At 67.6% G+C, this 21,972-nt stretch carries 22 protein-coding genes and 1 tRNA gene; 10 read left to right on the plus strand and 13 right to left on the minus strand.

The window, feature by feature from the left end; genetic code table 11:
- Positions 1-32 precede the first annotated feature (32 nt).
- Positions 33-956, minus strand: a complete 924-nt coding sequence (locus PSR88_RS07685) for a helix-turn-helix domain-containing protein (protein WP_011594499.1) — start codon at positions 954-956, stop codon at positions 33-35.
- Between the two features lie 93 nt (positions 957-1,049).
- On the opposite strand from PSR88_RS07685, the gene PSR88_RS07690 reads away from it, so the two are divergent.
- The 3 genes from PSR88_RS07690 to PSR88_RS07700 are packed head-to-tail and all read left to right on the plus strand — an operon-like array spanning position 1,050 to position 4,187.
- The gene (locus tag PSR88_RS07690) at positions 1,050-2,216 is read left to right on the plus strand and encodes a hypothetical protein (RefSeq protein ID WP_011594500.1); all 1,167 of its coding nucleotides are present in this window, start codon (positions 1,050-1,052) and stop codon (positions 2,214-2,216) included.
- Between the two features lie 5 nt (positions 2,217-2,221).
- Positions 2,222-3,010, plus strand: coding sequence for an SDR family oxidoreductase (locus tag PSR88_RS07695; protein ID WP_029537716.1), 789 nt, complete (start codon positions 2,222-2,224; stop codon positions 3,008-3,010).
- Positions 3,011-3,029: 19 nt separating this feature from the next.
- Entirely contained in the window at positions 3,030-4,187 is a 1,158-nt protein-coding gene (locus tag PSR88_RS07700) for a sulfotransferase family protein (RefSeq protein WP_016880277.1), read from the plus strand.
- On the opposite strand, the gene PSR88_RS07705 is transcribed toward PSR88_RS07700, so the two are convergent.
- Positions 4,171-4,830, minus strand: coding sequence for a protein-tyrosine-phosphatase (locus PSR88_RS07705; protein ID WP_016880278.1), 660 nt, complete (start codon positions 4,828-4,830; stop codon positions 4,171-4,173). The two genes, PSR88_RS07700 and PSR88_RS07705, sit on opposite strands and share 17 nt — an antisense overlap.
- A 304-nt stretch (positions 4,831-5,134) precedes the next feature.
- On the opposite strand from PSR88_RS07705, the gene PSR88_RS07710 reads away from it, so the two are divergent.
- Both PSR88_RS07710 and PSR88_RS07715 read left to right on the plus strand, forming a co-directional pair.
- Entirely contained in the window at positions 5,135-5,743 is a 609-nt protein-coding gene (locus PSR88_RS07710) for a ClpP family protease (RefSeq protein WP_016880279.1), read from the plus strand.
- Positions 5,744-5,747: 4 nt separating this feature from the next.
- On the plus strand, positions 5,748-6,332 hold the full coding sequence (locus tag PSR88_RS07715) for an ATP-dependent Clp protease proteolytic subunit (protein WP_016880280.1): 585 nt from the start codon (positions 5,748-5,750) through the stop codon (positions 6,330-6,332).
- Positions 6,333-6,341: 9 nt separating this feature from the next.
- Here the strand turns inward: PSR88_RS07715 and PSR88_RS07720 are convergent, their stop codons facing one another.
- The 3 genes from PSR88_RS07720 to PSR88_RS07730 all read right to left on the minus strand — a co-directional run bounded on the left by PSR88_RS07720 (position 6,342) and on the right by PSR88_RS07730 (position 9,428).
- A complete protein-coding gene (locus PSR88_RS07720) occupies positions 6,342-6,689 on the minus strand; it encodes a helix-turn-helix domain-containing protein (RefSeq protein WP_009474215.1) in 348 nt (115 codons plus the stop codon).
- A 106-nt stretch (positions 6,690-6,795) separates the two neighbouring features.
- A complete protein-coding gene (locus PSR88_RS07725) occupies positions 6,796-7,644 on the minus strand; it encodes an alpha/beta fold hydrolase (protein WP_009474216.1) in 849 nt (282 codons plus the stop codon).
- Positions 7,641-9,428: an N-acyl-D-amino-acid deacylase family protein gene (locus PSR88_RS07730; RefSeq protein WP_016880282.1), complete on the minus strand. Its 1,788-nt coding sequence runs from the start codon at positions 9,426-9,428 to the stop codon at positions 7,641-7,643. Before PSR88_RS07730 ends, PSR88_RS07725 begins: the two co-directional genes overlap by 4 nt.
- Positions 9,429-9,527: 99 nt before the next feature.
- Here PSR88_RS07730 and PSR88_RS07735 point away from each other — a divergent pair, with 99 nt between their 5' ends.
- Complete coding sequence (locus tag PSR88_RS07735; protein WP_016880283.1) at positions 9,528-10,136, plus strand: TetR/AcrR family transcriptional regulator; 609 nt, start codon at positions 9,528-9,530, stop codon at positions 10,134-10,136.
- Between the two features lie 152 nt (positions 10,137-10,288).
- Here PSR88_RS07735 and PSR88_RS07740 read toward each other — a convergent pair whose 3' ends face one another.
- Positions 10,289-10,807 carry an SRPBCC domain-containing protein gene (locus PSR88_RS07740; RefSeq protein WP_016880284.1) on the minus strand — a complete coding sequence of 173 codons (519 nt, stop codon included), beginning with the start codon at positions 10,805-10,807 and terminating at the stop codon, positions 10,289-10,291.
- Positions 10,804-11,106: an ArsR/SmtB family transcription factor gene (locus PSR88_RS07745; RefSeq protein ID WP_009474220.1), complete on the minus strand. Its 303-nt coding sequence runs from the start codon at positions 11,104-11,106 to the stop codon at positions 10,804-10,806. The genes PSR88_RS07740 and PSR88_RS07745 overlap by 4 nt, the downstream gene beginning before the upstream one ends.
- Positions 11,107-11,310: 204 nt before the next feature.
- On the opposite strand from PSR88_RS07745, the gene PSR88_RS07750 reads away from it, so the two are divergent.
- Both PSR88_RS07750 and PSR88_RS07755 read left to right on the plus strand, forming a co-directional pair.
- Positions 11,311-12,924 carry a class I adenylate-forming enzyme family protein gene (locus tag PSR88_RS07750; RefSeq protein ID WP_029537719.1) on the plus strand — a complete coding sequence of 538 codons (1,614 nt, stop codon included), beginning with the start codon at positions 11,311-11,313 and terminating at the stop codon, positions 12,922-12,924.
- Between the two features lie 53 nt (positions 12,925-12,977).
- Entirely contained in the window at positions 12,978-14,282 is a 1,305-nt protein-coding gene (locus PSR88_RS07755) for an MFS transporter (protein WP_009474222.1), read from the plus strand.
- A 47-nt stretch (positions 14,283-14,329) separates the two neighbouring features.
- On the opposite strand, the gene PSR88_RS07760 is transcribed toward PSR88_RS07755, so the two are convergent.
- Positions 14,330-14,401: transfer RNA gene (locus tag PSR88_RS07760), tRNA-Cys, on the minus strand.
- A 93-nt stretch (positions 14,402-14,494) separates the two neighbouring features.
- Here PSR88_RS07760 and PSR88_RS07765 point away from each other — a divergent pair.
- Both PSR88_RS07765 and PSR88_RS07770 read left to right on the plus strand, forming a co-directional pair.
- Positions 14,495-15,745: a multidrug effflux MFS transporter gene (locus PSR88_RS07765; RefSeq protein ID WP_009474223.1), complete on the plus strand. Its 1,251-nt coding sequence runs from the start codon at positions 14,495-14,497 to the stop codon at positions 15,743-15,745.
- Positions 15,746-15,799: 54 nt separating this feature from the next.
- On the plus strand, positions 15,800-16,333 hold the full coding sequence (locus PSR88_RS07770) for a MarR family winged helix-turn-helix transcriptional regulator (protein WP_009474224.1): 534 nt from the start codon (positions 15,800-15,802) through the stop codon (positions 16,331-16,333).
- A 57-nt stretch (positions 16,334-16,390) separates the two neighbouring features.
- Here the strand turns inward: PSR88_RS07770 and PSR88_RS07775 are convergent, their stop codons facing one another.
- Genes PSR88_RS07775 through PSR88_RS07795 form a run of 5 tightly spaced genes read right to left on the minus strand, consistent with a single transcriptional unit; the run spans position 16,391 to position 21,824 of the window.
- On the minus strand, positions 16,391-17,167 hold the full coding sequence (locus PSR88_RS07775; protein ID WP_005252879.1) for an enoyl-CoA hydratase: 777 nt from the start codon (positions 17,165-17,167) through the stop codon (positions 16,391-16,393).
- On the minus strand, positions 17,164-18,204 hold the full coding sequence (mmsB, locus tag PSR88_RS07780) for a 3-hydroxyisobutyrate dehydrogenase (protein ID WP_272943384.1): 1,041 nt from the start codon (positions 18,202-18,204) through the stop codon (positions 17,164-17,166). The genes PSR88_RS07775 and mmsB overlap by 4 nt, the downstream gene beginning before the upstream one ends.
- Positions 18,096-19,166: an enoyl-CoA hydratase/isomerase family protein gene (locus PSR88_RS07785; RefSeq protein WP_011594512.1), complete on the minus strand. Its 1,071-nt coding sequence runs from the start codon at positions 19,164-19,166 to the stop codon at positions 18,096-18,098. The genes mmsB and PSR88_RS07785 overlap by 109 nt, the downstream gene beginning before the upstream one ends.
- Positions 19,163-20,311, minus strand: a complete 1,149-nt coding sequence (locus PSR88_RS07790; RefSeq protein WP_016880287.1) for an isobutyryl-CoA dehydrogenase — start codon at positions 20,309-20,311, stop codon at positions 19,163-19,165. Before PSR88_RS07790 ends, PSR88_RS07785 begins: the two co-directional genes overlap by 4 nt.
- Before the next feature lie 10 nt (positions 20,312-20,321).
- A complete protein-coding gene (locus PSR88_RS07795; protein WP_005564060.1) occupies positions 20,322-21,824 on the minus strand; it encodes a CoA-acylating methylmalonate-semialdehyde dehydrogenase in 1,503 nt (500 codons plus the stop codon).
- Positions 21,825-21,972 lie beyond the last annotated feature (148 nt).

The following is a 21,972-nucleotide window of genomic DNA, read 5'->3' on the forward strand; positions in this document are numbered from 1 at the left end:
AACGTGTTCCAGATTGCGGTCAATGCCCGGTGTCACCGCGGCCGGCGGCCGCCCACCTCCGCCGTGATCGCGTCCGCGGCCGCAGCGAGAGCCTTGCCCCGCCGCGCGATCTCCGACGGCGCGAGTTCGGCGCCCACATAGAGCGTCAGGACCATCGCCTGATGCCCCTCGGGGTCGTACGTCGGCGCGGCGATGAGACTGACGGGGTGCGGCGCAGCGGGGTCCGCGCGTTCGGCGTCCAGGTACACCCGCTCCCCCAGGCTGGACACCATCTCACCGAGCACGTCGCGCAACTCCGGCGGCAGGTCGTGCGCGGCAACCCCGGCCATGAGCGTGTGCAGGCGCTGACCAACCGGAGTGAGCGTCTCCACGAGATACCCGGCCCGGGAACACTCGTCCACCACGGTGCGCAACCGGTCGCGGTCGAGACGCACCGGCAGGGTCGGCTCCCGGCGCAACCACGACTGCAGCGCGTCGTCGCCGTCCCACAGCACGTACATCAGGCCGACGGGCGGCGCGAACGGGTACATCTCCCCGACCTTGGCGGCGGCCCGCACACCCGGCGGACTCGTCAGCTCCAGGACGGTGATGCGGTCGCCGACCACCGCCGACGCCGTGCACGTCGTCCGGAACTCCTCGCTGAGCACGGCGAGATGCCTGCGCGCCACCGGCCCGGCCGCGAATCCTTGCTGCGCCGCGCGGCCGGCCGCGATGAGGGCGGGCCCGAGGCCGTACGTCTTGGTGGCGGGATCCCGGACGAGGTAGCCGCCGCGGGCCAGTTCGGTGAGGATTCCCAGGCAGGTGGGCTTGCTGATGTCGAGCTGCCGGGCCAGCTCCGACAACCCGAAGCGGTGCTCCTTGCGCGCCACCAGGAAGTCGAGCACCTGCACCACACGTTCGGTGGGCGGCGACCGTCGGCCCTGCGCCCGGTCAGGCGTCTCGTCCTCGTGCCCCATTGACCACTCCTTAGAACACGTTCTATTGTCGGTTCATCAACGTTCTACCACGCAGGTACATATTTGTACCACCCCCATCGTGAGGAGCACGGTGTGCTGACCGACCCATTCGCCGACGCCATGGCCGAGGCCGAGAAACTGATCGAGGGCGCCCCCCACATCCGCACCGAACAGGATCTGCTGGAGGGCTACCAGTACCTCGCCGGCGGCATTCTCGCCACGACGCACGCGGCCTGGGCCACCGAACAGTCGCACCCGACGTTCATCTCGGGCACCGGCCCGTACATGAAGATGGGCCTCGACAACCCCGACACGCTGTACTTCGGCGCGCGGATCAACGACGACGTCGAATACGTGGTCACCGGGCGGCGCGGCACCACCGCGGACCTGAGCTTCCAGGTGCTGAGCGGAAACTACACGGCCGCACACGTACCCGGCAGTGTCACCGCGTTCGACGACCGCGAGATCGACATCGCCCCCGACGGCTCGTTCGAGGTGCGATTCGGCCCCGACGAGAGCTCAGGCAGGCGCAACTACTTCACCCTCGCGCCGGGTTCGTCGCAACTGGTGGTCCGGGAGGTGTACAGCGACTGGAGCCAGCAGCGCGGCACCATCCGCATCGCCAGGGCGGATACGACGGGTACTCCTCCGGGTCCGCTCACCCGGGAAGCCGTCGAGAAGCGTTACGCCCGTGCGGGCAGAGCCCTCGTCTCCCGGGTCAAGACGTGGCTGCAGTTCCCGGAGTGGTTCTATCTGAACCTGCCGGTGAACACGATGACCGAACCGCGGCTGACGCCGGGCGGCCTCGCCACGCAGTACTCGTCCGTCGGGCACTACGAACTCGCCGACGACGAGGCCATCGTCATCACCGTCCCGAAAGCCGATGTGCCCTACCAGGGTTTTCAGCTGGGCAGCATGTGGTACATCTCCCTCGACTACGTCAATCACCAGACCTCGCTGAACGTCGCCCAGTCGCAGGTGGATCCGGACGACCACATCCGTCTCGTCGTCAGCGAGCGCAACCCCGGCGTGGCCAACTGGATCGCCACCGTCGGGCACCTCCGCGGGTACCTGCAGTTCCGCTGGCAACGCGTCTCCCGCGAACTGACCCCGGCCGACGGGCCCCGCATCGAGGTCGTGAAGTTCGACGAGATCCATCGGGCGCTGCCGTACTACGACTCCAACAAGATCTCGCCCGAGGACTTCGCCGCACGCATCGCCGCACGCCAGGCCGCGGTCGCGGACCGGATGCTGGGGTGACCGCCATGACTGCTCCGCAACTCCTGCAGGACAGGGTGGTCGTCATCTCCGGCGTCGGACCGGCCCTGGGCCGCACCCTCGCCGTCCGCTGCGCCGACGCCGGCGCGGACGTGGTGCTGGCCGCCCGCACCGCATCGCGTCTCGACGAGGTGGCCAAGGAGATCATCGCCGTCGGCCGCCGCGCGGTGACCGTCCCGACCGACATCACGGATCAGGCGTCGGCCGAGAATCTGGTGTCCGCGGCCGTCGACGCGTACGGCAAGGTCGACGTGCTGATCAACAACGCGTTCTCGGTTCCGTCGATGAAACCGCTGGCCCGCACGGAATTCGACCACCTCCGCAGCAGTTTCGAGCTGACCGTGCTCGGGGCGCTGCGGCTGACCCAGCTGTTCACCCCCGCGCTCGCCGAAGCGAACGGAGCGGTGGTGAACATCAACTCGATGGTGCTCCGGCACTCGCAGGAGCGGTACGGCAGCTACAAGATGGCCAAATCCGCCCTGCTCGCGACGTCGCAGTCGCTCGCCACGGAACTGGGACCGCAGGGAATCCGCGTCAATTCCGTTGCTCCCGGCTATATCTGGGGAGACACGCTGAAACAGTACTTCACGCACCAGGCCGAGAAGTACGGGACGACCGTCGAGCAGATCTACGAGCACACCGCCGCGAACACCGATCTGAAGAGGCTCCCCACCACCGAGGAGGTGGCCGACGCCGTGATCTTCCTGGCCTCACCGTTGGCGAGCGCCGTGACCGGCCAGTGCCTCGACGTCAACTGCGGCGAATTCCATCATTAGCGACGAGAACCGGAGCATCATGAGCGAGCGCACCACCGTCGGCACGGTCGAGGACCTTCACGCCTCGGCCACCCGTCTGACCGGCCTCACCGACTTCGGCGTGGACGACTACACCGAGGCCCTCGGCGTCCTGCTGGACTCGTATCACGTCGACGAGCAGCTGACCCCGCTCGGCAGCAAGGTGTCCCGGGTGTTCCTCCGCGGCGCCCTGGTGGCGCGGCTGCTGAGCGAGGCGGCGTGGAAGCAGAACCCCGAGCACGCGGACGTGCGGATCGAGCGGCCGATCTTCGTCACCGGACTTCCCCGCACGGGGACGACGGCGCTGCATCGGCTGCTCACCGCGGACCCGTCGCATCAGGGCCTGGAGATGTGGCTGACCGAGATGCCCCAGCCCCGGCCGCCGCGTGAGACGTGGGAATCGAATCCCGTGTTTTTGAAGATCGAGGAGGGCTTCAGCCGCCACCACATCGAGCGCCCCGAATTCATGGGCGTGCACTACATGTCGGCGAGCGAGGTCGAGGAGTGCTGGCAACTGCTGCGGCAGACGTTCAAATCGATCTCCTACGAGTGCCTGGCCTCTCTCCCGACGTACTCCCGCTGGCTGGAAGGCCAGGACTGGACCAACGCCTATCAGCGGCACAAGAAGAACTTGCAGCTGATCGGACTTCCCGATCGGGACCGCCGCTGGGTGCTGAAGAATCCCAGCCACCTGTTCGCGCTCGACGAGTTGCTCGCGGTGTATCCGGATGCCCTGATCGTCCAGACCCACCGGCCGCCGCGCACGATCGTCCCGTCGGTGTGCAGCCTGGCGGAACAGGCGACGGAAGGGTGGTCGGAGAAGTTCCGGGGCAGCGTCATCGGGGAGAGCCAACTCGAGCTGTGGGCACGGGGCCTGGAGCAGTTCACCGCGGCCCGCGCCCGGCACGACCCCGCTCAGTTCATCGACGTCGACTACCACGATTTCGTGGCCGATCCGCTCGGCACTGTCGAAGGGGTCTACACGCACTTCGGGCTCGATCTCAGCTCGTCGGCCCAGTCGGCGATGGAGGCGATGCACGCCGAAAGTCGCAGCGGCGACCGCCGCCCGTCCCACAAGTACACACTCGAGGAATTCGGGCTGACGGCCGAGCAGGTGGACGAGAGATTCGCCAACTATCAGTTCAGCGCGACCAGCTGACGGGATAGTCGAGGATCGACGACGCCGCCCGCGCCGCGATCAACGGCCTGGGCGACAGGGGCAGGTGGACGACCGGGGACGGCAGCGGTTCGGGTTCGGGTTCGGGTTCCCGCATCTTCGTGCCGCTGCCGAGGTCGAGTGCGTCGAGCAGCGGCATCAGTTCGGCGGCGATTCGATCTCCCACCTGCGTGAACGCCGCCTCGCCGAGGCCGACGGGGTCGCTGATGTTCGCGTCGTCGATGGGCCCGTACTCCCTTCGCGCAATGGCGAGTTCGGCGACGGTGCGGGCACCGGTGTCGATGGCGATCCGGCGGGCCTCGACAAGCGTGAACGTGCAGTGGCTCGTCCCGAGGAGCAGTTCCATCGAACGGTCCCGGATCTGCTCGGTCATCGCGAGGACGAGGTCGGCGCGTTTGATCATCTCGGGCCGCAGGCGCCGCGCTCGGAATCCCTCGGCGCTCGCGCCCAGGCCTTCGATGACGCGGGCGGCGACGGGTTCGATCGGAAAGCCCACGAGGGCGCGGACACCGGCGCTCTCCGCGGTGAGGTTCGGCAGGTCGTGGGCACGCGCGTACGCGTGCGTCAGCCGCTCTGCAATCGGCGAGCGGCAGACGTTCCCGCTGCAGATGAACAGAACGTGCATGAGGGCACCCTAACCAGCGACTTCGCCTTCGCGCGCGGGCAATTCCACTGTCCGAGCGGTCTGTTTCCGACGTTCATCTGCCCGTGGCGAGTCGTTCACCCCTCGGACTCCTCGCAGTCACCTCGAATCACGAACGCCCAGCTCACCACGGTCGACGCCGGAGTGTCGCCACGTATGCGATCTGCGTCACTTTCCGGGTGGGCGCCCCGCCGTCGCCGGGGGTTCGGAACCTTCCCGGCACAGGCCGTCTGCCCACAGCAGACAAGTGCCGGTCCGGCGCCGACGCGGCGGTAGTAATGGAGGCATGACCACAGCCGCACTATCCGACCTGAACTACCGCGACCTGTTGGCGGACAGACTGTTTCGCCAGCGCACGATTCTCCTCACCGGCGAGGTGGACGACGCAATGGCCGAGCGGGCCTGTTCCGAACTGGTGCTGCTCGCGGCCGCCGACCCCAAACGCGACATCGTGCTGTACATCAATTCCCCGGGCGGCTCCGTCTTCGCCGGCCTGGCCATCTACGACACGATGAAGCTCGTTCCCAACGACGTGGTCACCGTCGCCATGGGTTTCGCCGCCAGCATGGGCCAGGTACTGCTGTGCTCGGGCACCCACGGCAAGCGAATCAGCCTGGCGCACAGCCGCATCATGATGCACCAGCCCTCGGCGGGTATCGGCGGCACCGCCGTCGACATCGCCATCCAGGCCGAGAGCCTCGAACGGATGAAACGACAGTCGCAGGAGATCCTCGCCGCCGAGACGGGGCATCCGGTCGAGCAGATCGCCGAGGACAGCGACCGGGACCGGTGGTTCACCGCCGACGAGGCCCGTGACTACGGGATCGTCGACCGCGTCGTGTCCTCCTTCGCCGAGATCGCCCCGCACACCACCGCCCCGAGAATTGGATTGTGAAGCCATGCCCCAATACACCATTCCCCACGTCATCGAGCGCACCCCGGCAGGCGAGCGGTCGTTCGACATCTTCAGCCGACTGCTGAACGAGCGGATCGTCTTCCTGGGCACCGAGATCGACGACGGAGTCGCCAACGTCGTGATGGCACAGCTGCTCCACCTCCAGGCGGACAGTTCCGATCAGGAGATCGGGCTGTACATCAATTCGCCCGGCGGCTCCACGACCGCGATGCTCGCGATCTACGACACGATGCAGTTCCTCCGACCGACCATCGCCACGTACTGCATGGGTCAGGCCGCGTCCGCCGCCGCCGTACTCCTGGCGGCGGGAACCAAGGGACACCGCCACGTACTGGCCCATTCCCGGACGCTTCTGCACCAGCCGTCCACCCAGGGCAACGGCACGATCTCCGACCTGGCGCTCCAGGCCGCGGAGATCATGCGGGTCCGTTCGCAGACCGAGGCGATCCTCAGTAAACACACCGGTCAGACCGTCGAGCGCCTGCGGCGGGACACCGACCGGGACCGCATCTTCACAGCCGAGGAGGCCATCGAGTACGGCCTGGCCGACACGCTCGTCGCGGCCTGACGGAGGCCGCTACGCGGCGAGCAGCGTGGGCACCTGCCGGTTCGGGCTCCTGGTCGCCGGGTTCCGGTTCGCCGCGCCGAGCCGGCGCCCGGACCGGAACAGCAGGTGTTCCACCGGCAGACCGAGCGCGCCACACACTGCGCGCAGCATTTCCGACGACGGCTCCTTCTTCCCGCGTTCGATCTCGGAGAGGTACTGCTTCGACATGCCGACGGCGGCGGCGACGTCCCCGAGACTCCGATCCTGGTCCCGGCGCGCCTCGCGGAGCACTCGCCCGTACAGCTCACGCACCAGCGGCTCCTCCCGTGATTGCTCGGGAGCGGCCGTCACCAGCGTCAGTCTGCGCTGAGCTTCCATACCTCCGGAGTCTTCCAGACGACGCACCCGGCCGGAGCGGCGTTCACCGACAGCGGACAGCCGATCAATACCGCCCGCCGACGGAGCGCGGACGGATCGATCGGCGTCACGACTGATCGAGCAGGTGGCTGCCGAGTAGTTCGTCGACGCGCTCGGCCGCCTCGTCCGGAATCCAGTGGCTCACGCCGCGGAGCACCTCGTAGGTGTACGGGCCGTCGACGAAGCGTGCGGTCAGCTCGGGACCTACCGGCCCGATCGCCGTGTCGCCGTCGCTCCACACGAAGAGCGTGGGCACCCGCACCTTCCGGGAGGCCGATCGGGGTGCGGTGAACGGGATAGCCCGATACCAGTTCAGGGCGCCCCGGGCCCGCGTCCGGTCGCGCATGGGCTCCAGGTCGCGCTTCGCACCGTCTTCGGATTGGCCGCTGGCGAGCAGTGCCCGGTAGCCGTAACCGTCCGGGGTGATCAGCCGCTCCGGAATCCACGGCAGCTGGAACGCGAACATGTACCAGGACTTCAGGATCTGGCGACTGGTGAGCATCGCCCGCACGAACGCCGCCGGGTGCGGCACCGACAGCGCCGTGAGCGTGCGAACCCGGTCGGGCCGTTCCGCCGCGATTCCCCAGGCCACCGCCGCGCCCCAGTCGTGCCCGACGACATGCGCCGGACCGAGGCCCGCCTGGTCGATGAGCGCGACGACGTCCGCGACCAGTTCCGAGGCGCGGTACGCCCAGCGGGCGCGGGGCCGGGCCCCGGCCGAATAGCCACGCTGGTCCGGCGCGAGGGTGCGGAATCCCCGCCGGTGCAGCAGCGGCGCCAGTTCGTCCCACGACCGCGAGTCCTGGGGGAATCCATGTAACAGCACCACCGGCGTGCCGTCGATCGGACCCTCGTCGCGGACGTCGAACACGAGCCCGTCCCGGGTGAACGTGCCGATCCGTTCCGTGCCGCTCATCGGACGACCGGCTCACGGTGGCTGCGGTCGGCGGCCGACGCTCCGGCGCGGAGGAACCGTCCCGTCTTGGTGACGCCGAACCCGCCGGTGAACTCCCCGTCGCGGTAGACGAGCCTGCCGTTGATCACCGTCGCGACCGCCGCGCCGTCGCTGCGGTTCACCATCCGGCGCAGACCGCCGTACTCGGGGACCTCGGCCTCGAACAATCCGTCCACGGTGGCGTCGAGGCCCGCCGGATCGATGACGACGAGATCGGCGCGGTCCCCCTCGCGCAGATGTCCGGCGTCGATGCCGTACCAGTCGGCCAGTTCTCCCGTCAGCCGGTGGACGGCGCGTTCGACGGACAGGAATGGCTTGCGGTCGGACTGCGCGTCCTTGACCTTCTTCAGCAACCGGATCGGATAGTTGTAGAACGCCATGTTGCGTAGGTGCGCACCCGCGTCGCCGAATCCCATCTGCACGCCGGAGCTCGCCGCGAGTTTCTTCGCGAACTTGGGTCGATGATTGGCGATAGTGGTCCGCCACCGCAGGTCGGTGCCGTACTTCACGACGAGATCGAGGTACGCGTCGACCGGGTGGACGCCACGCAGGTCGCCCACCGCGCCGAACGTCTTGCCGATCAGCGTCTCGTCGGGGCAACCGACGATCACCGCGTCGTAGAAATTGCGGTGCCAGATGCGGGGGCTGAACTTGTTGTCGTAGTCCTTGCGGAACCGACGTCGGTAGGATTCGTCCTGCAGCAGGGCGTTTCGCTCCACCTGGTCCTTGAGATGCAGGGCCGCCGCGCCGGCACCGAACTCCTCGAACACCACGAGGTCGATTCCGTCCGCGTAGACGGTGAACGGCACCGGGAGGTGCTGCCACTTGAAGTCGGTCTTCGCGAAGCGGTTCAGCAGTGGCGCCGCGGCGAGCATGAAGTACACGATCGGCGGGTAGGCCTTCGAGTCCGCCGCCGACAGCAGCGACGTCTTGAGCGGCTTGCGTCGTCCCAGACCCGAACTCTCCGCGAAGAATCCCGCGACGTTGGGGTGCAGGTTGATCGTCGGCGCGCTCTGCAGGATCTTGCCACGCTCGCGCAGGATGCGGTTGAGGAAGCGGAACTCCTTCCACCGCGCATACGTGGACGGCAATGAGCGCGAACGGTATTCGTCGCCGTCGATCTTGTCGAGCGCATTCGTCATCGAGGACAGGCCGAGGAAGCCGGCGTCCACGGCCTCGGTGAGCATCGTGCCCATCCGCTCGAGTTCGCGAGCACTCGGCTTGACCCGCTTGTCGGTGCCCCGGCCGAGGCCGAGCACATGGGTGCGGATGTCCGAGTGCCCGATGAAACCGGCGATGTTGGGGCCGAGCGGCAGCGATTCGAGTGCCTCGACGTACTCCGCCGGGCTCTGCCAGATCTTGTTCTCCTCCAGGATCCTGAGCACGGACTCGTGTGGCACGGCCTCGACCCGGCTGAACAGGTCGGCGCACTCGCGCGGCGTCGAGTACACGGTGGACAGGGAGCAGTTTCCGAGGACGACGGTGGTCACGCCGTGTCGCACCGACTCCGGCAGTCCGGGGCTGACCAGCACCTCGGCGTCGTAGTGGGTGTGCACGTCCACGAACCCGGGGACCACCCATTTGCCTGCCGCATCGATGATCTCGGTGTCGGGCCCGACGGGCAGCGGACGGATCGATGCGCGGACGACGACACCGTCGCGGATGCCGAGATTGCGCCGCCGGGGCGCGGATCCGGTTCCGTCGAACCACAGCCCACCATTGACGACGACATCGAAATCCGACATTGTTGCGCTCCTCACACTCGGTATGTGTAACCCGAGGTTACGTTTTCCGTTGAGTAAAAGTCAATGGACGCCTCGAGGGTTCCTCAATAGAGTGCAGGGGTGGCCGCCACACCCCGCTCTCCCGAAGATCGGCGCGCGCAGATCCTCGACGTGGCCGTCCGGCTTCTCGAGACGGTGCCGTTCGACGACCTGTCGATGGACCAGGTGGCGGCCGAGGCGGGCGTCTCCCCGCCCCTGCTGTTCCACTACTTCAAGAACAAGCCGGGTTTTCGCAACGCCGTCCTCGAGGCCTCGGCCTCCGAACTGCAACGCCGGATGACACCGGACGCGACGCTCCCCGTGTCCGGGCAGCTCCGGGCCGGGGTCGAGACGTTCGCGGACGCGGTGATCGAGCACCCCACCATTTATCTGGCGGTCATGCGGATGGCCGGTAGCGGCGACGAGCGGATGCGGCAGATCTACCGCGGCATGCGGCGCACGTTCACCCGCTGGATAGGCGCGTCGCTGGCCGAGTTCGGGGTGCCGACGACGCCCGCGCTCGAGGCCGCGATCTCGGGATGGCAGGCGTTCATGGAAGAGATCGTGCTGTCGTGGCTCGACGAGCCGACCATGGACCGTACGGACATGATCGATCTCTGCGAACGCGCTTTCTATCACCTGCTTCCGGCGGCAGGCGTCGACGTCGATGCACTCGACGTGACACGCTGATCCGGACCACACCCGGTCTCTCCCGGAGCGCGTCCGATGCAGGCCGGAACTGCTGGACGAGCGCCGTTTCGGCAGCGGCCTCGCCTTCCTCCACTACCGCGTCGCGAGCTAGGAATTCGGCGCGCGTCGTGCCTCCCAGGGCCTACGGGATGTCATTGGCCGGCGCGCTGCGCCTCCAGGAATTGCCGTCCCGGCGTCGGGTCGACGCCGAAGCGCTCGGCGTAGCGCTCGTGAAGTTCCTCCCACCGGTCCCACGACCCGTGCGCCTCCGCCTCGGAGAGGAACCCGCCGGCGAGATGAGGCTCGAGCCGCGCGAAGTAGGTCTCCCAGCCGGCCGCGGTCTGCGCTGCGATCGCACGGTCGCCGAAGACATGAATGAAGATCAGCCGGCACCCGTCTCCCTCCGCGGTCAGATCGAAGCTGTACTGCTCACCGCCGAAGGTCCACGCCAGCCGATGGGGTGCATCGACCTCGATCACCTCACCGGTCGCGCCGTAAGCCTCGAAGGTCTCCCCTGTCGCCGGTGTCCACTCGGCGGCGGCAGGAAACCAGCGCTCGAGCTCCGCCGGCACGCTGACCGCCCGCCACACGCGCTCGACCGAGTGGGCGAGCGTGCGCTCGAAACGCAGCGCCGGACGACCGTCGATCGTCTCCAGGGTTCCGTCGGTCATGGGTTCTCCTCCAGGTGTCGTTCGAGGGCGTCGAGGCGCCTCGACCAGTACGCGCGATACGGCTCCAGCCACCGGTCGACCTCGGCGAGGGGTTCTGGGCGCAGCGCGTACAGACGTTGTTTGCCATCCGCGCGCACCACGACGAGCCCGGCCTCGCGCAGCACCTTGAGATGCTTGGACACGCCGGGCTGACTGAGCGCGATGCGCTCCACCAGTTCTCCGGCGGGCCGCTCACCCTCACGCAGCAGGTCGAGAATCTGCCTGCGGTGCGGCTCGGCCAGGGCGGCGTAGGCGCTCATAGCCTCATATTGCCAGACGGAAATATGAGCCGCAACCGTCGCTGGGGTCGCCACGGAAACCCCGGTTTCCGCCGAGCGGCGGGGGGCCCGACTTGACACACCTCGTGTGACACACAACACTTGCCCACACCGACCGAGCGAGTGATCGGTCGGCCGCTCGAATTCGGACATCCCGTTCCGACCGAGCCGGAGAAAGGACATGCGGTGTCGTCGACGTTCATCAACGACGGAATCCAAAAGCCACCCGTAGCGACCACTCTCGACGCGTGGCGATCGCGCGTGCAGGCGCATCCCGATCACCCGGCCGTGGCCTATTTCGATGGCGTCCTCACGGCCCGTGAGGTCGACGACCTGTCGGACGCCCTCGCCGTCGCGCTGAGCGAGTGGGGTGTCGGGCGCGGTGACCGGGTCGGCATCTACCTACAGAACGTGCCGCAGTACGTCCTCGCTCTGCTGGCGCTGTGGAAGGTCGGCGCAGCGGCGCTGGTACTCAACCCGATGTACCGCGGCAACGAACTCCGCCGCCTCGTCGACGACGGCGAACCGATCGGCATCATTTGCGAAGACGTGAGCGCCGCGGCCACGGCCGAGACCCTGCGCGGCAGCAGCGTGCGATTCTCGATCAGCACCAGCGCCCTCGATTTCCAGACCCGCAACGATCCGCGGGTGTTCGAGTCCACCACCCGCGCCACGCCGGCGACCGACGGCGACCTCGTCGAACTCCTCGCGCGTTTTGGCGGCAGGCGGCCTCCCCTGGTCGAACTCGGCGGAGACGACCTCGCGCTGCTCACCTACACCTCCGGGACCACCGGCCCACCGAAGGGCGCGCTCAACTCCCACGCCAACGTGCTGGCCACCGCACTCGACTTCGGTGACTGTGCCGGCGTCGTCGACGGGGACGTCGTGTTCGCCGTCGCTCCCCTGTTCCACATCACCGGTGCCGTGCTCAATGCGAGTGTGGCCCTCGTCCGGGACTGTCTGCTCGTCTTCGCGAACAGGTTCAACGCGGCCGTCGCACTGGAAACATTCGTGGAGCACCGGGTGACCTACACGATCGGATCGATCACCGTGTTCAACGCACTGTCCGAGGTGCCGGGAGTGAGCGCGGACCACTTCGCCTCGGTCAAGACCCTCTACTCGGGCGGCGCGCCCATCCCGCCTGCGACCGTGGAGAAGTTCGAGGCCCGATTCGGCAAGTACATCCACAACGCATACGGGATGACCGAGACGACGGCCGGAGTGATCGCGGTGCCACCCGGCAAGCGGGCGCCGGTCGACCCGTCGAGCGGCTCACTGTCCATCGGTCTCCCGCTGCCCCGGGTGGACGTCCGCGCCGTCGACCCGAATGGCGACCCCGTTCCGCCCCACACAGCAGGCGAACTGGAAATCGCCGGACCGCAAGTTGTTTCGGGCTACTGGCGCAACCCCGACGCCTCCCGGGACACACTGCCCGGCGGACGGCTGCGCACCGGGGACGTCGCGATCATCGACGAGGCGGGGTGGGTGTACCTCGTCGACCGGCTCAAGGATCAGATCAACGTGTCCGGGTACAAGGTGTGGCCCCGTGAGGTCGAGGACACCCTCTACGAGCACCCGGCCGTGCACGAGGCCGCCGTCGTCGGGCAACCCGACGACTACCAGGGCGAATCGGTGGTGGCCTACGTCTCGCTCCGTAAGGGCGCGACCGCCACCGAGGACGAACTCGTCGCGTTCGCCCGCGACCGGCTCGCCGCGTACAAGCGGCCGCGACTGGTGCACATCATCACCGACCTCCCGAAGACCCAGACGGGCAAGATCCGTCGCAGCGACCTGCGCTGACAGCACCTCCCCTCGACATCTCGACTCCGCAACCCCGACGAAAGTGACTGCACGTGAACGTCGACCTCACTCGCCAGGACCAGCCTGACACCCATTCCGGCACCACCCTCGCCTCCCGCAAGAAATCGCTCCTCGCCAGCTCCGTCGGCAACGTCCTCGAGTGGTACGAGTGGAGCGCGTACGCGGTGTTCGCCCCGTTCATCGCGGCGGCGATGTTCAGCAACTCGGACCCGGTCTCGGCCTTGCTGTCCACGCTCGCCGTGTTCGCGGTCGGGTTCCTGATGCGCCCGCTCGGCGGGATCATCTTCGGCCGGATCGCCGACAAGCGCGGACGCAAGTTCGTCCTCGTCACCACCATGCTGATGATGGCCACCGGCAGCCTGATCATCGGGGTGATGCCCACCTACTCGACGATCGGCGCGTGGGCGTCGCTGATCCTGCTCACCGCGCGCGTCATGCAGGGCTTCGCGCACGGCGGCGAGTCCGCGACCGCGTATTCCTACGTCGGTGAGATCGCGCCTCCGCACCGGCGCGGCATGTGGGGCAGCGTCGCGTTCATCGCGATCTTCGGCGGTTCGGTGCTGGCCTACACCGTCGGCGGCGTCGTCACCACCTCCCTGTCCGACACCGCTGTCGGTCAATGGGGTTGGCGGATCCCGTTCCTCATCGGCGCGCTCCTGGCACTGTTCGCCCTGTACCTGCGCCGCAGCATGGACGAGAGCGACGTCTTCGACGCTGCGCAGAAGGATGACGATCAGCCGAGCATCCCCCGTCGCACCGTCGTCCGGGCGATCCTCCTGATGATCGGGATGACCTCGGGCATCACGGCCGCGCACTACACGTGGACGTCGTACATCTCCACGTACGCGATCACGCAGCAGGGCATGAACCCCGACACCGCGTACTGGATGCTGGTGATCGCTCAGCTGATCGCTCTGGTCTCGCTGCCGTTCCTCGGGTTGCTCTCCGACAAGATCGGCCGACGGCCCATGCTGGGCGCCTTCGCGGTTCTGATGTTCGTCCTGCAGTTGCCGCTGACGATGATGATCACGTCCGACGGGTGGACCCTGCTCGTCGCCACCACCGCCGCCCTGCTGATCGTCGCGGTCCCGGCGTCGATTCTGTCCTCCACGCTGTCGGAGAGTTTCCCGACGCGACTGCGCACCCAGGCGATCGGATTCGCGTATTCGTTCTCCGTCGCGGTGTTCGGTGGCACCGCCCCGTACCTGAACCAGCTCCTCCTCGGACTCGACCTCGGCTGGGTGTTCGGCGTCTACATCATGGTGCTGGCCGTCCTCACCGGCGTCGCGTGCCTGTTCATGAAGGAGACCAAGGGCATTCGCCTCGAAGACGTGTGAAACACGAAAGAGAACCGGCAGGTGCATCACCTGCCGGTTCTCACCCGAGCGAGTGACGGGATTCGAACCCGTGTGAACGGCTTTGCAGGCCGGTACCTCAACCACTCAGTCACACCCGCATCGATGATTACTGTGCCCGGCCGGTGCCCCGGACGCGAGGGTTACGCTCAGGGTGATTCTGAAACCGACACGCCGGGGCGGGAACAAACCACGTGCCCTCGTTGCTGTGTTGCTTCATGACCGAGACCGAAGAACGCGCCGCCCCGACCGCCGACCGGACAACCACCCGTCCCAGCCTTCGGGTGATCCTGGTACTGGGCGCGATGGTGGCCCTCGGTCCCTTCACCATCGACATGTACCTGCCCGCGCTTCCGGACATCGGAACCGACCTCGGCGCATCCTCGTCCGCGGTCCAGCTGACCATCACCGGCACTCTGCTCGGCCTCGCGCTGGGACAGTTGATCGTCGGACCGCTCGCGGACAGCCTCGGTCGCAGGCGGCCGCTGATCGCCGGTATCGGAGTCCACGTCGTCGCGTCCGTGCTCGCGGTCTTCGCGCCGACCGTCGCCGTTCTGGGTGTGCTTCGCGTCTTCCAGGGCATCGGGGCCGCCGCCGCAGCGGTGGTCGCGCTCGCCGTCGTGCGCGACCTGTTCTCGGGGAACACCGTGGCCGTTGTGATGTCGCGACTGATGCTCGTGCTCGGTGTCGCACCCGTTCTCGCCCCGAGTATCGGCGGGGCGCTCCTCATCGCCGTCGACTGGCGCGGAATCTTCGTCGTCCTCGCCGTGATCGGCACGCTGACGGCGTTGATCGGCGTGTGGGGTCTGACGGAGACGCTGCCGCCGGAGCGGCGGCGCAAGAGCAATCTGCGCGCCGTGCTGAGCACCTACAAGAGCCTGCTGGGCGACCGCGCGTTCATGGTGCTCGCCCTCGTGTCGAGTGTGGCGATGGGATCGTTGTTCTCGTACGTCTCCGGTGCGTCGTTCGTGTTCCAGGACCAGTACGGCCTGGACGAGCAGCAGTTCGCACTGCTGTTCAGCTCCGGCGCGATCGCTCTGATCGGCGCCTCGCAACTCAACGTCCGCGCCCTGGCACGCTGGTCACCGTTGCAGATCACGGTGTCGGCCCTCGCCTTCGCGACGGTGGCCGGGCTGGCGCTCGTCACCACCGCCCACTTCGAGTTCGGCGGGCTCGTCGGGTTCGTCGTTCCGCTGTGGTTCCTCCTCGCCGGTGTCGGCTTCGTCCTGCCCAACGCCCCGGCGCTGGCCCTCGGCCGGCACGGAGAGGCGGCCGGCACGGCGGCCGCACTGCTCGGCGCCCTGCAGTTCGGTGTCGGCGCACTGATCGCTCCCCTGGTCGGCGTGCTCGGCAACACCGGCGTCGCACTCGCGGTCACGATGACGGCGTGCGCGGGACTCGGGCTGGTGGCGTTGGCGGCCGCCGCGAAGGCGGAAGCGCACTGACGACACGCTCGGCAGACTTTCGCGGCCCATCACCCGACATGGGATGATCGACGCATGCCACCACCGTCACCACTTCATCTCGACCCCATCGAAGAGGCCCACCGGCAGTGGACGAAGCACGGCTGGGGTGATGTAGCCGACGGCATGGCCGCGGTGACCTCGGTGATGCGGGCACAGCAGATCATGATGGCCAGGGTGGAAGAGGTGCTCAAGCCGTCGGGGCTCACATTCGCCCGGTACGAATTGCTGACACTGCTGACGTTCACGCGCACGGGCGCGCTCCCGATGGCGAAGGCCAGCGCGCGCCTTCAGGTTCACCCCACGAGCGTCACCAACGCCGTCGACCGGCTCGAAACTGCGAACCTCGTGCGGCGTGTCCCGCATCCGAGCGATCGCCGCGCCACCCTGATCGAAATCACCGATGCGGGAAGGAAACTGGCTGTCGAGTCCACCGAGCGACTCAACGCCCAGGTGTTCTCGCGCCCCGGGGTGTCCGGCGACAAGCTGGAGCAGCTGGTCACGATCCTCGCCGAACTGCGCCGCGAGGCAGGCGATTTCGACACCGGGGACGCCCCCACCAAGTGGTGAGACGACTGTCGCCCCGCACCGGATCCCGGTGCGGGGCGACAGTCGTTTTCAGGGCTTCTAGCGGTGCTTGAAGACGGGCGCACGCTTCTCGACGAACGCCGCCATCCCTTCCTTCTGATCCTCGGTGGCGAACGTCGAATGGAACACCCGACGCTCGAACCGGACACCCTCGGTGAGGGTGGTCTCGAACGAGCGGTTCACGGCTTCCTTCGCCATCATCGCGACCGGAAGCGACATCTCGGCGATGGTGGTCGCCGTCTGCAGCGCCTCGTCCAGGAGATCCGCGGCGGGCACGATCCGCGACACCAGTCCGGCGCGTTCGGCTTCCTCGGCGTCCATGTTCCGGCCGGTCAGGCACAATTCCATGGCCTTGGCCTTACCCACCGCGCGCGTCAGCCGCTGTGAACCGCCGATGCCGGGGATGACACCGAGCTTGATCTCCGGCTGACCGAACTTCGCGGTGTCGGCGGCGATCAGGATGTCGCAGAGCATCGCCAGCTCGCATCCGCCGCCGAGCGCGTAACCGGCGACGGCCGCGATCGTCGGCTTGCGGGCCGCGGCGAGCCGATCCCACGCGGCGAAGAAGTCGTCCAGGTAGACGTCCATGTACGACTTGGGCTGCATCTCCTTGATGTCGGCGCCCGCCGCGAATGCGCGATCGGAACCGGTGATCAGAATGGCACCGATCTCCGAATCCTTCTCCAACTCCTCTACCGCCGACACGACCTCGCGCATCAGCTCGGAGTTCAGGGCGTTGAGCGCTTTCGGACGGTTGAGGGTGATGATCCCCACCCGGCCCTTGCGTTCGAGCAGGATGGTCTCGAAGTCGGTCACTGGTCTCCCTTGGTAGAACGGTCACGGATGTCGTTGATGATGGCCGAGAAGTCCTGGCCACCACCACCGGCGGCGTGGAACCGGCTGTACAGCTCCGCGGCACGCAGCCCGAGGTCCGCCTCGACGCCGTTGGTCTTCAGCGCATTCGCGGCGAGACCGAGATCCTTGTCCATCAGCGCGGCCGCGAAGCCCGGCTGGTAGTCGTTGTTGGCCGGGCTCGTCGGAACCGGTCCGGGCACAGGACAGTTGGTGGTGAGCGCCCAGCACTGACCCGACGCGTTGGACGCGACGTCGAACAGGGCCTGGTTGCTCAGACCCAGCTTCTCGCCGAGGACGAACGCCTCGCTGACGGCGATCATCGACACGCCCAGAATCATGTTGTTACAGATCTTCGCGGCCTGACCGTTGCCCGGGTCTCCGCAGTGGACGACCTTCTTGCCCATCACGTCGAGCAGCGGCTTCGCGGACTCGAAGTCGTCCGCCGTGCCGCCGACCATGAACGCGAGAGTTCCCGCGGTGGCGCCGACGACGCCACCGGAGACGGGTGCGTCCACCGAACGGTGGCCCGCCTCGACCGCCTCGTCGTGCGCCGCCCGGGCGTCCGCGACGTCGATGGTGGACGAATCGATGAACAGGGTGCCCGGCTTCGCGGCGGGCAGGATCTCCGCGTAGAGCTCGAGAACGTGCTTGCCGCTCGGCAGCATCGTGATCACGACGTCCACCTCACGCACGGCCTCGACGGCCGAATCAGCGACGGTGACACCGTCTTTCACTGCCTGTTCGAGTGCGGCGGGCGCGAGGTCGAAGCCGACCACCGTGTGCCCCGCCTTGACGAGGTTGGCCGCCATGGGACCACCCATGTGGCCGAGTCCCAGAAATCCGACGGTAGTGCTCATAGCAGTCCCTCCTGGACGCGTGTGGCTGGTGGTCAGTGCTGGCGCTGCGGGGCCGTGAGCCCGAGTTCGAGGTCGCCGAGTGGGGCGAAGAACGCGTCGACCTGCGCTTCGTCGACCTCCTCGATGGTGGCGGGCGACCATTGCGGGTTGCGGTCCTTGTCCACGACCTGCGCGCGGATGCCCTCGACGAGGTCGGGTGAGCTCAGGCAGGCGACGGACACCCGGAATTCGTCGTTGAGGACTTCCTCGAGGCTGCCGGCCCGCCGGGCTCGGCGCAGCGATGTCAGGGTGACCGCGCACGCGGTCGGCGACTTCGCGCGCACCTGCTCGGCCGCCTTCCGAGCCTCGGGGACCCCACTGGCCTGCAGCCGGGCGACGATGTCGGCGACACTGTTCGCCGAGTACGCGGCGTCGATCCAACCCCGCTGCGCCAGCAGTTCCGAGGCGGGAGCCGGTTCGGTGAACTGTGCGAGCGCCTCCTGAACCGGCGTGGTCGACAGTGCGTCGAGGAACCGCTCGATCTTCCCGGACGGGATGAAGTGGTCGGCGAACCCGCAGGCGATCGCGTCGCCGGCACCGAGCCGGGCGGTGGTCAGGGCGATGTGGGTGCCCAGCTCACCCGGGGTGCGGGCGAGCAGGTAGGTGCCCCCGACATCGGGGACGAAACCGATCCCGGTCTCGGGCATGCCGATCATCGACCGCTCGGTGACGATCCGCACGCTGCCGTGCGCCGACACCCCGACGCCGCCGCCCATCACGATGCCGTCCATGATCGCCACATACGGCTTGCCGTAGTTCGCGATGGCCGCGTTGAGGAGGTACTCCTCGCGCCAGAACTCCCGCGAACCGGTGCCCCCGTCCTTCGCGTCGTGGTAGATCGAGACGATGTCGCCGCCGGCGCACAGGCCACGCTCACCGGCACCGGTGATCACCACCGCCCGCACCGCGTCGTCGCCGGACCACTCGGCCAACGCCGCCGCGATCTGCCGGACCATCGCATGATTGAGGGCGTTGATCGCCCGGGGCCGATTGAGCACGATCCGGCCCAGCCCGCCGCTCGTGGTGATCAGAACTTCCGGTTCCGTGGGTACCGCGTCGGTCATACCGCTCCTCTGTTTCCGATGACGCTGCGGGCGATGACCACCCGCATGATCTCGTTGCTGCCCTCGAGGATCTGGTGGACCCGCAGGTCGCGGACGATCTTCTCGATTCCGTACTCCGCAAGATAGCCGTAACCCCCGTGCAGCTGCAGCGCCCGGTTGGCCACCTCGAAACCGGTGTCGGTGGCGAAGCGCTTCGCCATCGCACACAGCTCGACGACGTCGGGAGCGCCGTCCTCGAGCGCGGCCGCCGCCCGCCACAGCAGGGTGCGGGCCGCCTCCAGTTCGGTGCGCATGTCGGCGAGCTGGAACTGCAGGGCCTGCGAGTCGAGCAACGGCGCACCGAACGCCTTCCGGTCCGCCAGGTAGGCGACGGCCCGCTCCAGCGCGGTCTGCGCGCCGCCCACCGAACACGCCGCGATGTTGAGCCGGCCCCCGTTCAGGCCCGCCATCGCGATCCGGAACCCGCCGCCCTCGGAACCGAGCAGGTTGCCCGCCGGCACCCGCACGTCCTCGAAGATCACCTGACGGGTGGGCTGGGCGTTCCAGCCCATCTTCACCTCGTTCGGCCCGAAGGACAGACCCGGCGAACCCTTCGGGACGATGAACGCCGAAATCCCGCGGGGCCCGCCCTCCCCGGTGCGGGCCATCACCACATACACCTCCGAGGTGCCGGCACCGGAGATGAACTGCTTGACCCCGTTGAGGACGTAGTCGTCGCCGTCGCGGACCGCCCGGGTGCTCAGCGCCGCCGCATCCGAACCGGCACCCGGCTCGGTCAGGCAGTAACTGCCGAGCTGATCCATCGAACACAGCCCCGGCACCCACGCGCGGCGCTGCTCGTCGGTGCCGAACCGGTCGATCATCCACGTCACCATGTTGTGGATCGAGATGTAGGCGGCGATCGACGGGCACCCCTTCGCGAGCTGCTCGAAGATCCGGGCCGCGTCGACACGAGTGAGCTCGGATCCCCCCACATCCTCGCGGATGTAGATCCCACCCATCCCCAACGACGCCGCCTTACGCAGGACATCCACGGGGAAATGCTTGGCCTGATCCCATTCCACGGCGTGAGGCGCGAGATGCTCGGCCGCGAAGTCGCGGGCAGTGTCGCTGATCGCCCGCTCGTCATCAGTCAAGGTGAACATGGAGGTCCGTTCAGTTCATGGTGGGGATGACGAAGTGGTTGGTCTCTTCCTTCTTGCCTGAGGGCCAACGCTGCGTCACGGTCTTGGTCTTGGTGTAGAAGCGGAACGAGTCGGGACCGTGCTGGTTCAGGTCGCCGAAGCCGGAGCGCTTCCAGCCGCCGAACGTGTGGTACGCGATCGGCACGGGGATCGGGACGTTGACGCCGACCATGCCGACGTTCACGCGGTTGGTGAAGTCGCGGGCGGTGTCGCCGTCGCGGGTGAAGATCGCGACGCCGTTGCCGTACTCGTGCTCGGTGGGCAGGCGGAGTGCTTCCTCGTAGTCCGCGGCGCGGGCGACGAGCAGGACGGGTCCGAAGATCTCTTCCTTGTAGACGCGCATGTCGGTGGTGACCTTGTCGAACAGGGTCGCGCCGGCGAAGAAGCCGTTCTCGTGGCCCTCGAGGGTGAAGCCGCGGCCGTCGATCACGGCCTCCGCGCCCTCGTCGATGCCGATCTGGATGTAGTTGTTCACCCGCTCGAGGGCGTCCTTGCTGACGAGCGGACCGAAGTCGGCGGACTCGTCGTCGCTGCGGCCGATCGTGAGCTTGCCGACCCGTTCGGTCAGCTTGGCGACCAGCGCATCCGCCGTCTCCTCGCCCACCGGGACCGCGACGGAAATCGCCATGCAGCGCTCACCCGCGGAGCCGTAACCTGCGCCGATGAGGGCGTCGGCCACCTCGTCGAGGTCGGCGTCGGGCATGATGATCGCGTGGTTCTTCGCGCCACCGAAGCACTGCGCACGCTTGCCGTGGGCCGCGGCGGTCTCGTAGATGTACTGCGCGATCGGCGTGGAACCGACGAAGCCGACAGCCTTGACGCGGTCGTCGGTGAGCAGGACGTCCACCACTTCCTTGTCACCGTTGACCACGTTGAACACGCCTGCGGGCAGACCGGCCTCGAGGAACAGCTCGGCCAGACGCAGCGGCACCGACGGGTCGCGCTCGGACGGCTTGAGGATGAACGCGTTACCGGCGGCCAGCGCGGGACCGGCCTTCCACAGCGGGATCATGGCCGGGAAGTTGAAGGGCGTGATGCCCGCGACGACGCCGAGCGGCTGACGCATCGAGTACACGTCGATGCCGGTTCCGGCGGATTCCGTGTACTCACCCTTGAGCAGGTGCGGGGCGCCGAGGGCGAACTCGATGACCTCGAGGCCGCGCTGGATGTCGCCCTTCGCGTCGGGGATCGTCTTGCCGTGCTCGGACGACAGGAGGCGCGCCAGCGAATCCATCTCCTCCTGCACGAGCTGGAGGAACTTCATCAGGACGCGGGCCCGCTTCTGCGGGTTGAACAGCGCCCATTCCCGCTGAGCATCCACCGCGTTCGCGATGATCGCCTCGGTCTCGGCCTTGTCGGCGAGAGGCACGCGCGCCTGGACCTCACCGGTATTGGGGTCGTAGACGTCGCCGAACTTGTTGGAGGCACCGGGGACGCGCTTGCCGCCGACGAAGTGGGATAGCTCTTGAACCATTGTGCGAACCCGTTTCTTGCTCGATGATGAAGGAGTTCCGAATATGTAGCCCATCCTATAGTTGGATGTCCATGTATGTCCAGGCCATACGATCGGATCATGCAGAGCCGCCCTCCCGAGGAGCGGAACTTCGTCCGCATCCTTCGGA

Origin of the sequence: Rhodococcus sp. DK176, from assembly GCF_038447315.2 — a bacterium.
In the GTDB taxonomy this organism is placed as follows: Bacteria; Actinomycetota; Actinomycetes; order Mycobacteriales; family Mycobacteriaceae; genus Rhodococcus_F; species Rhodococcus_F jostii_A.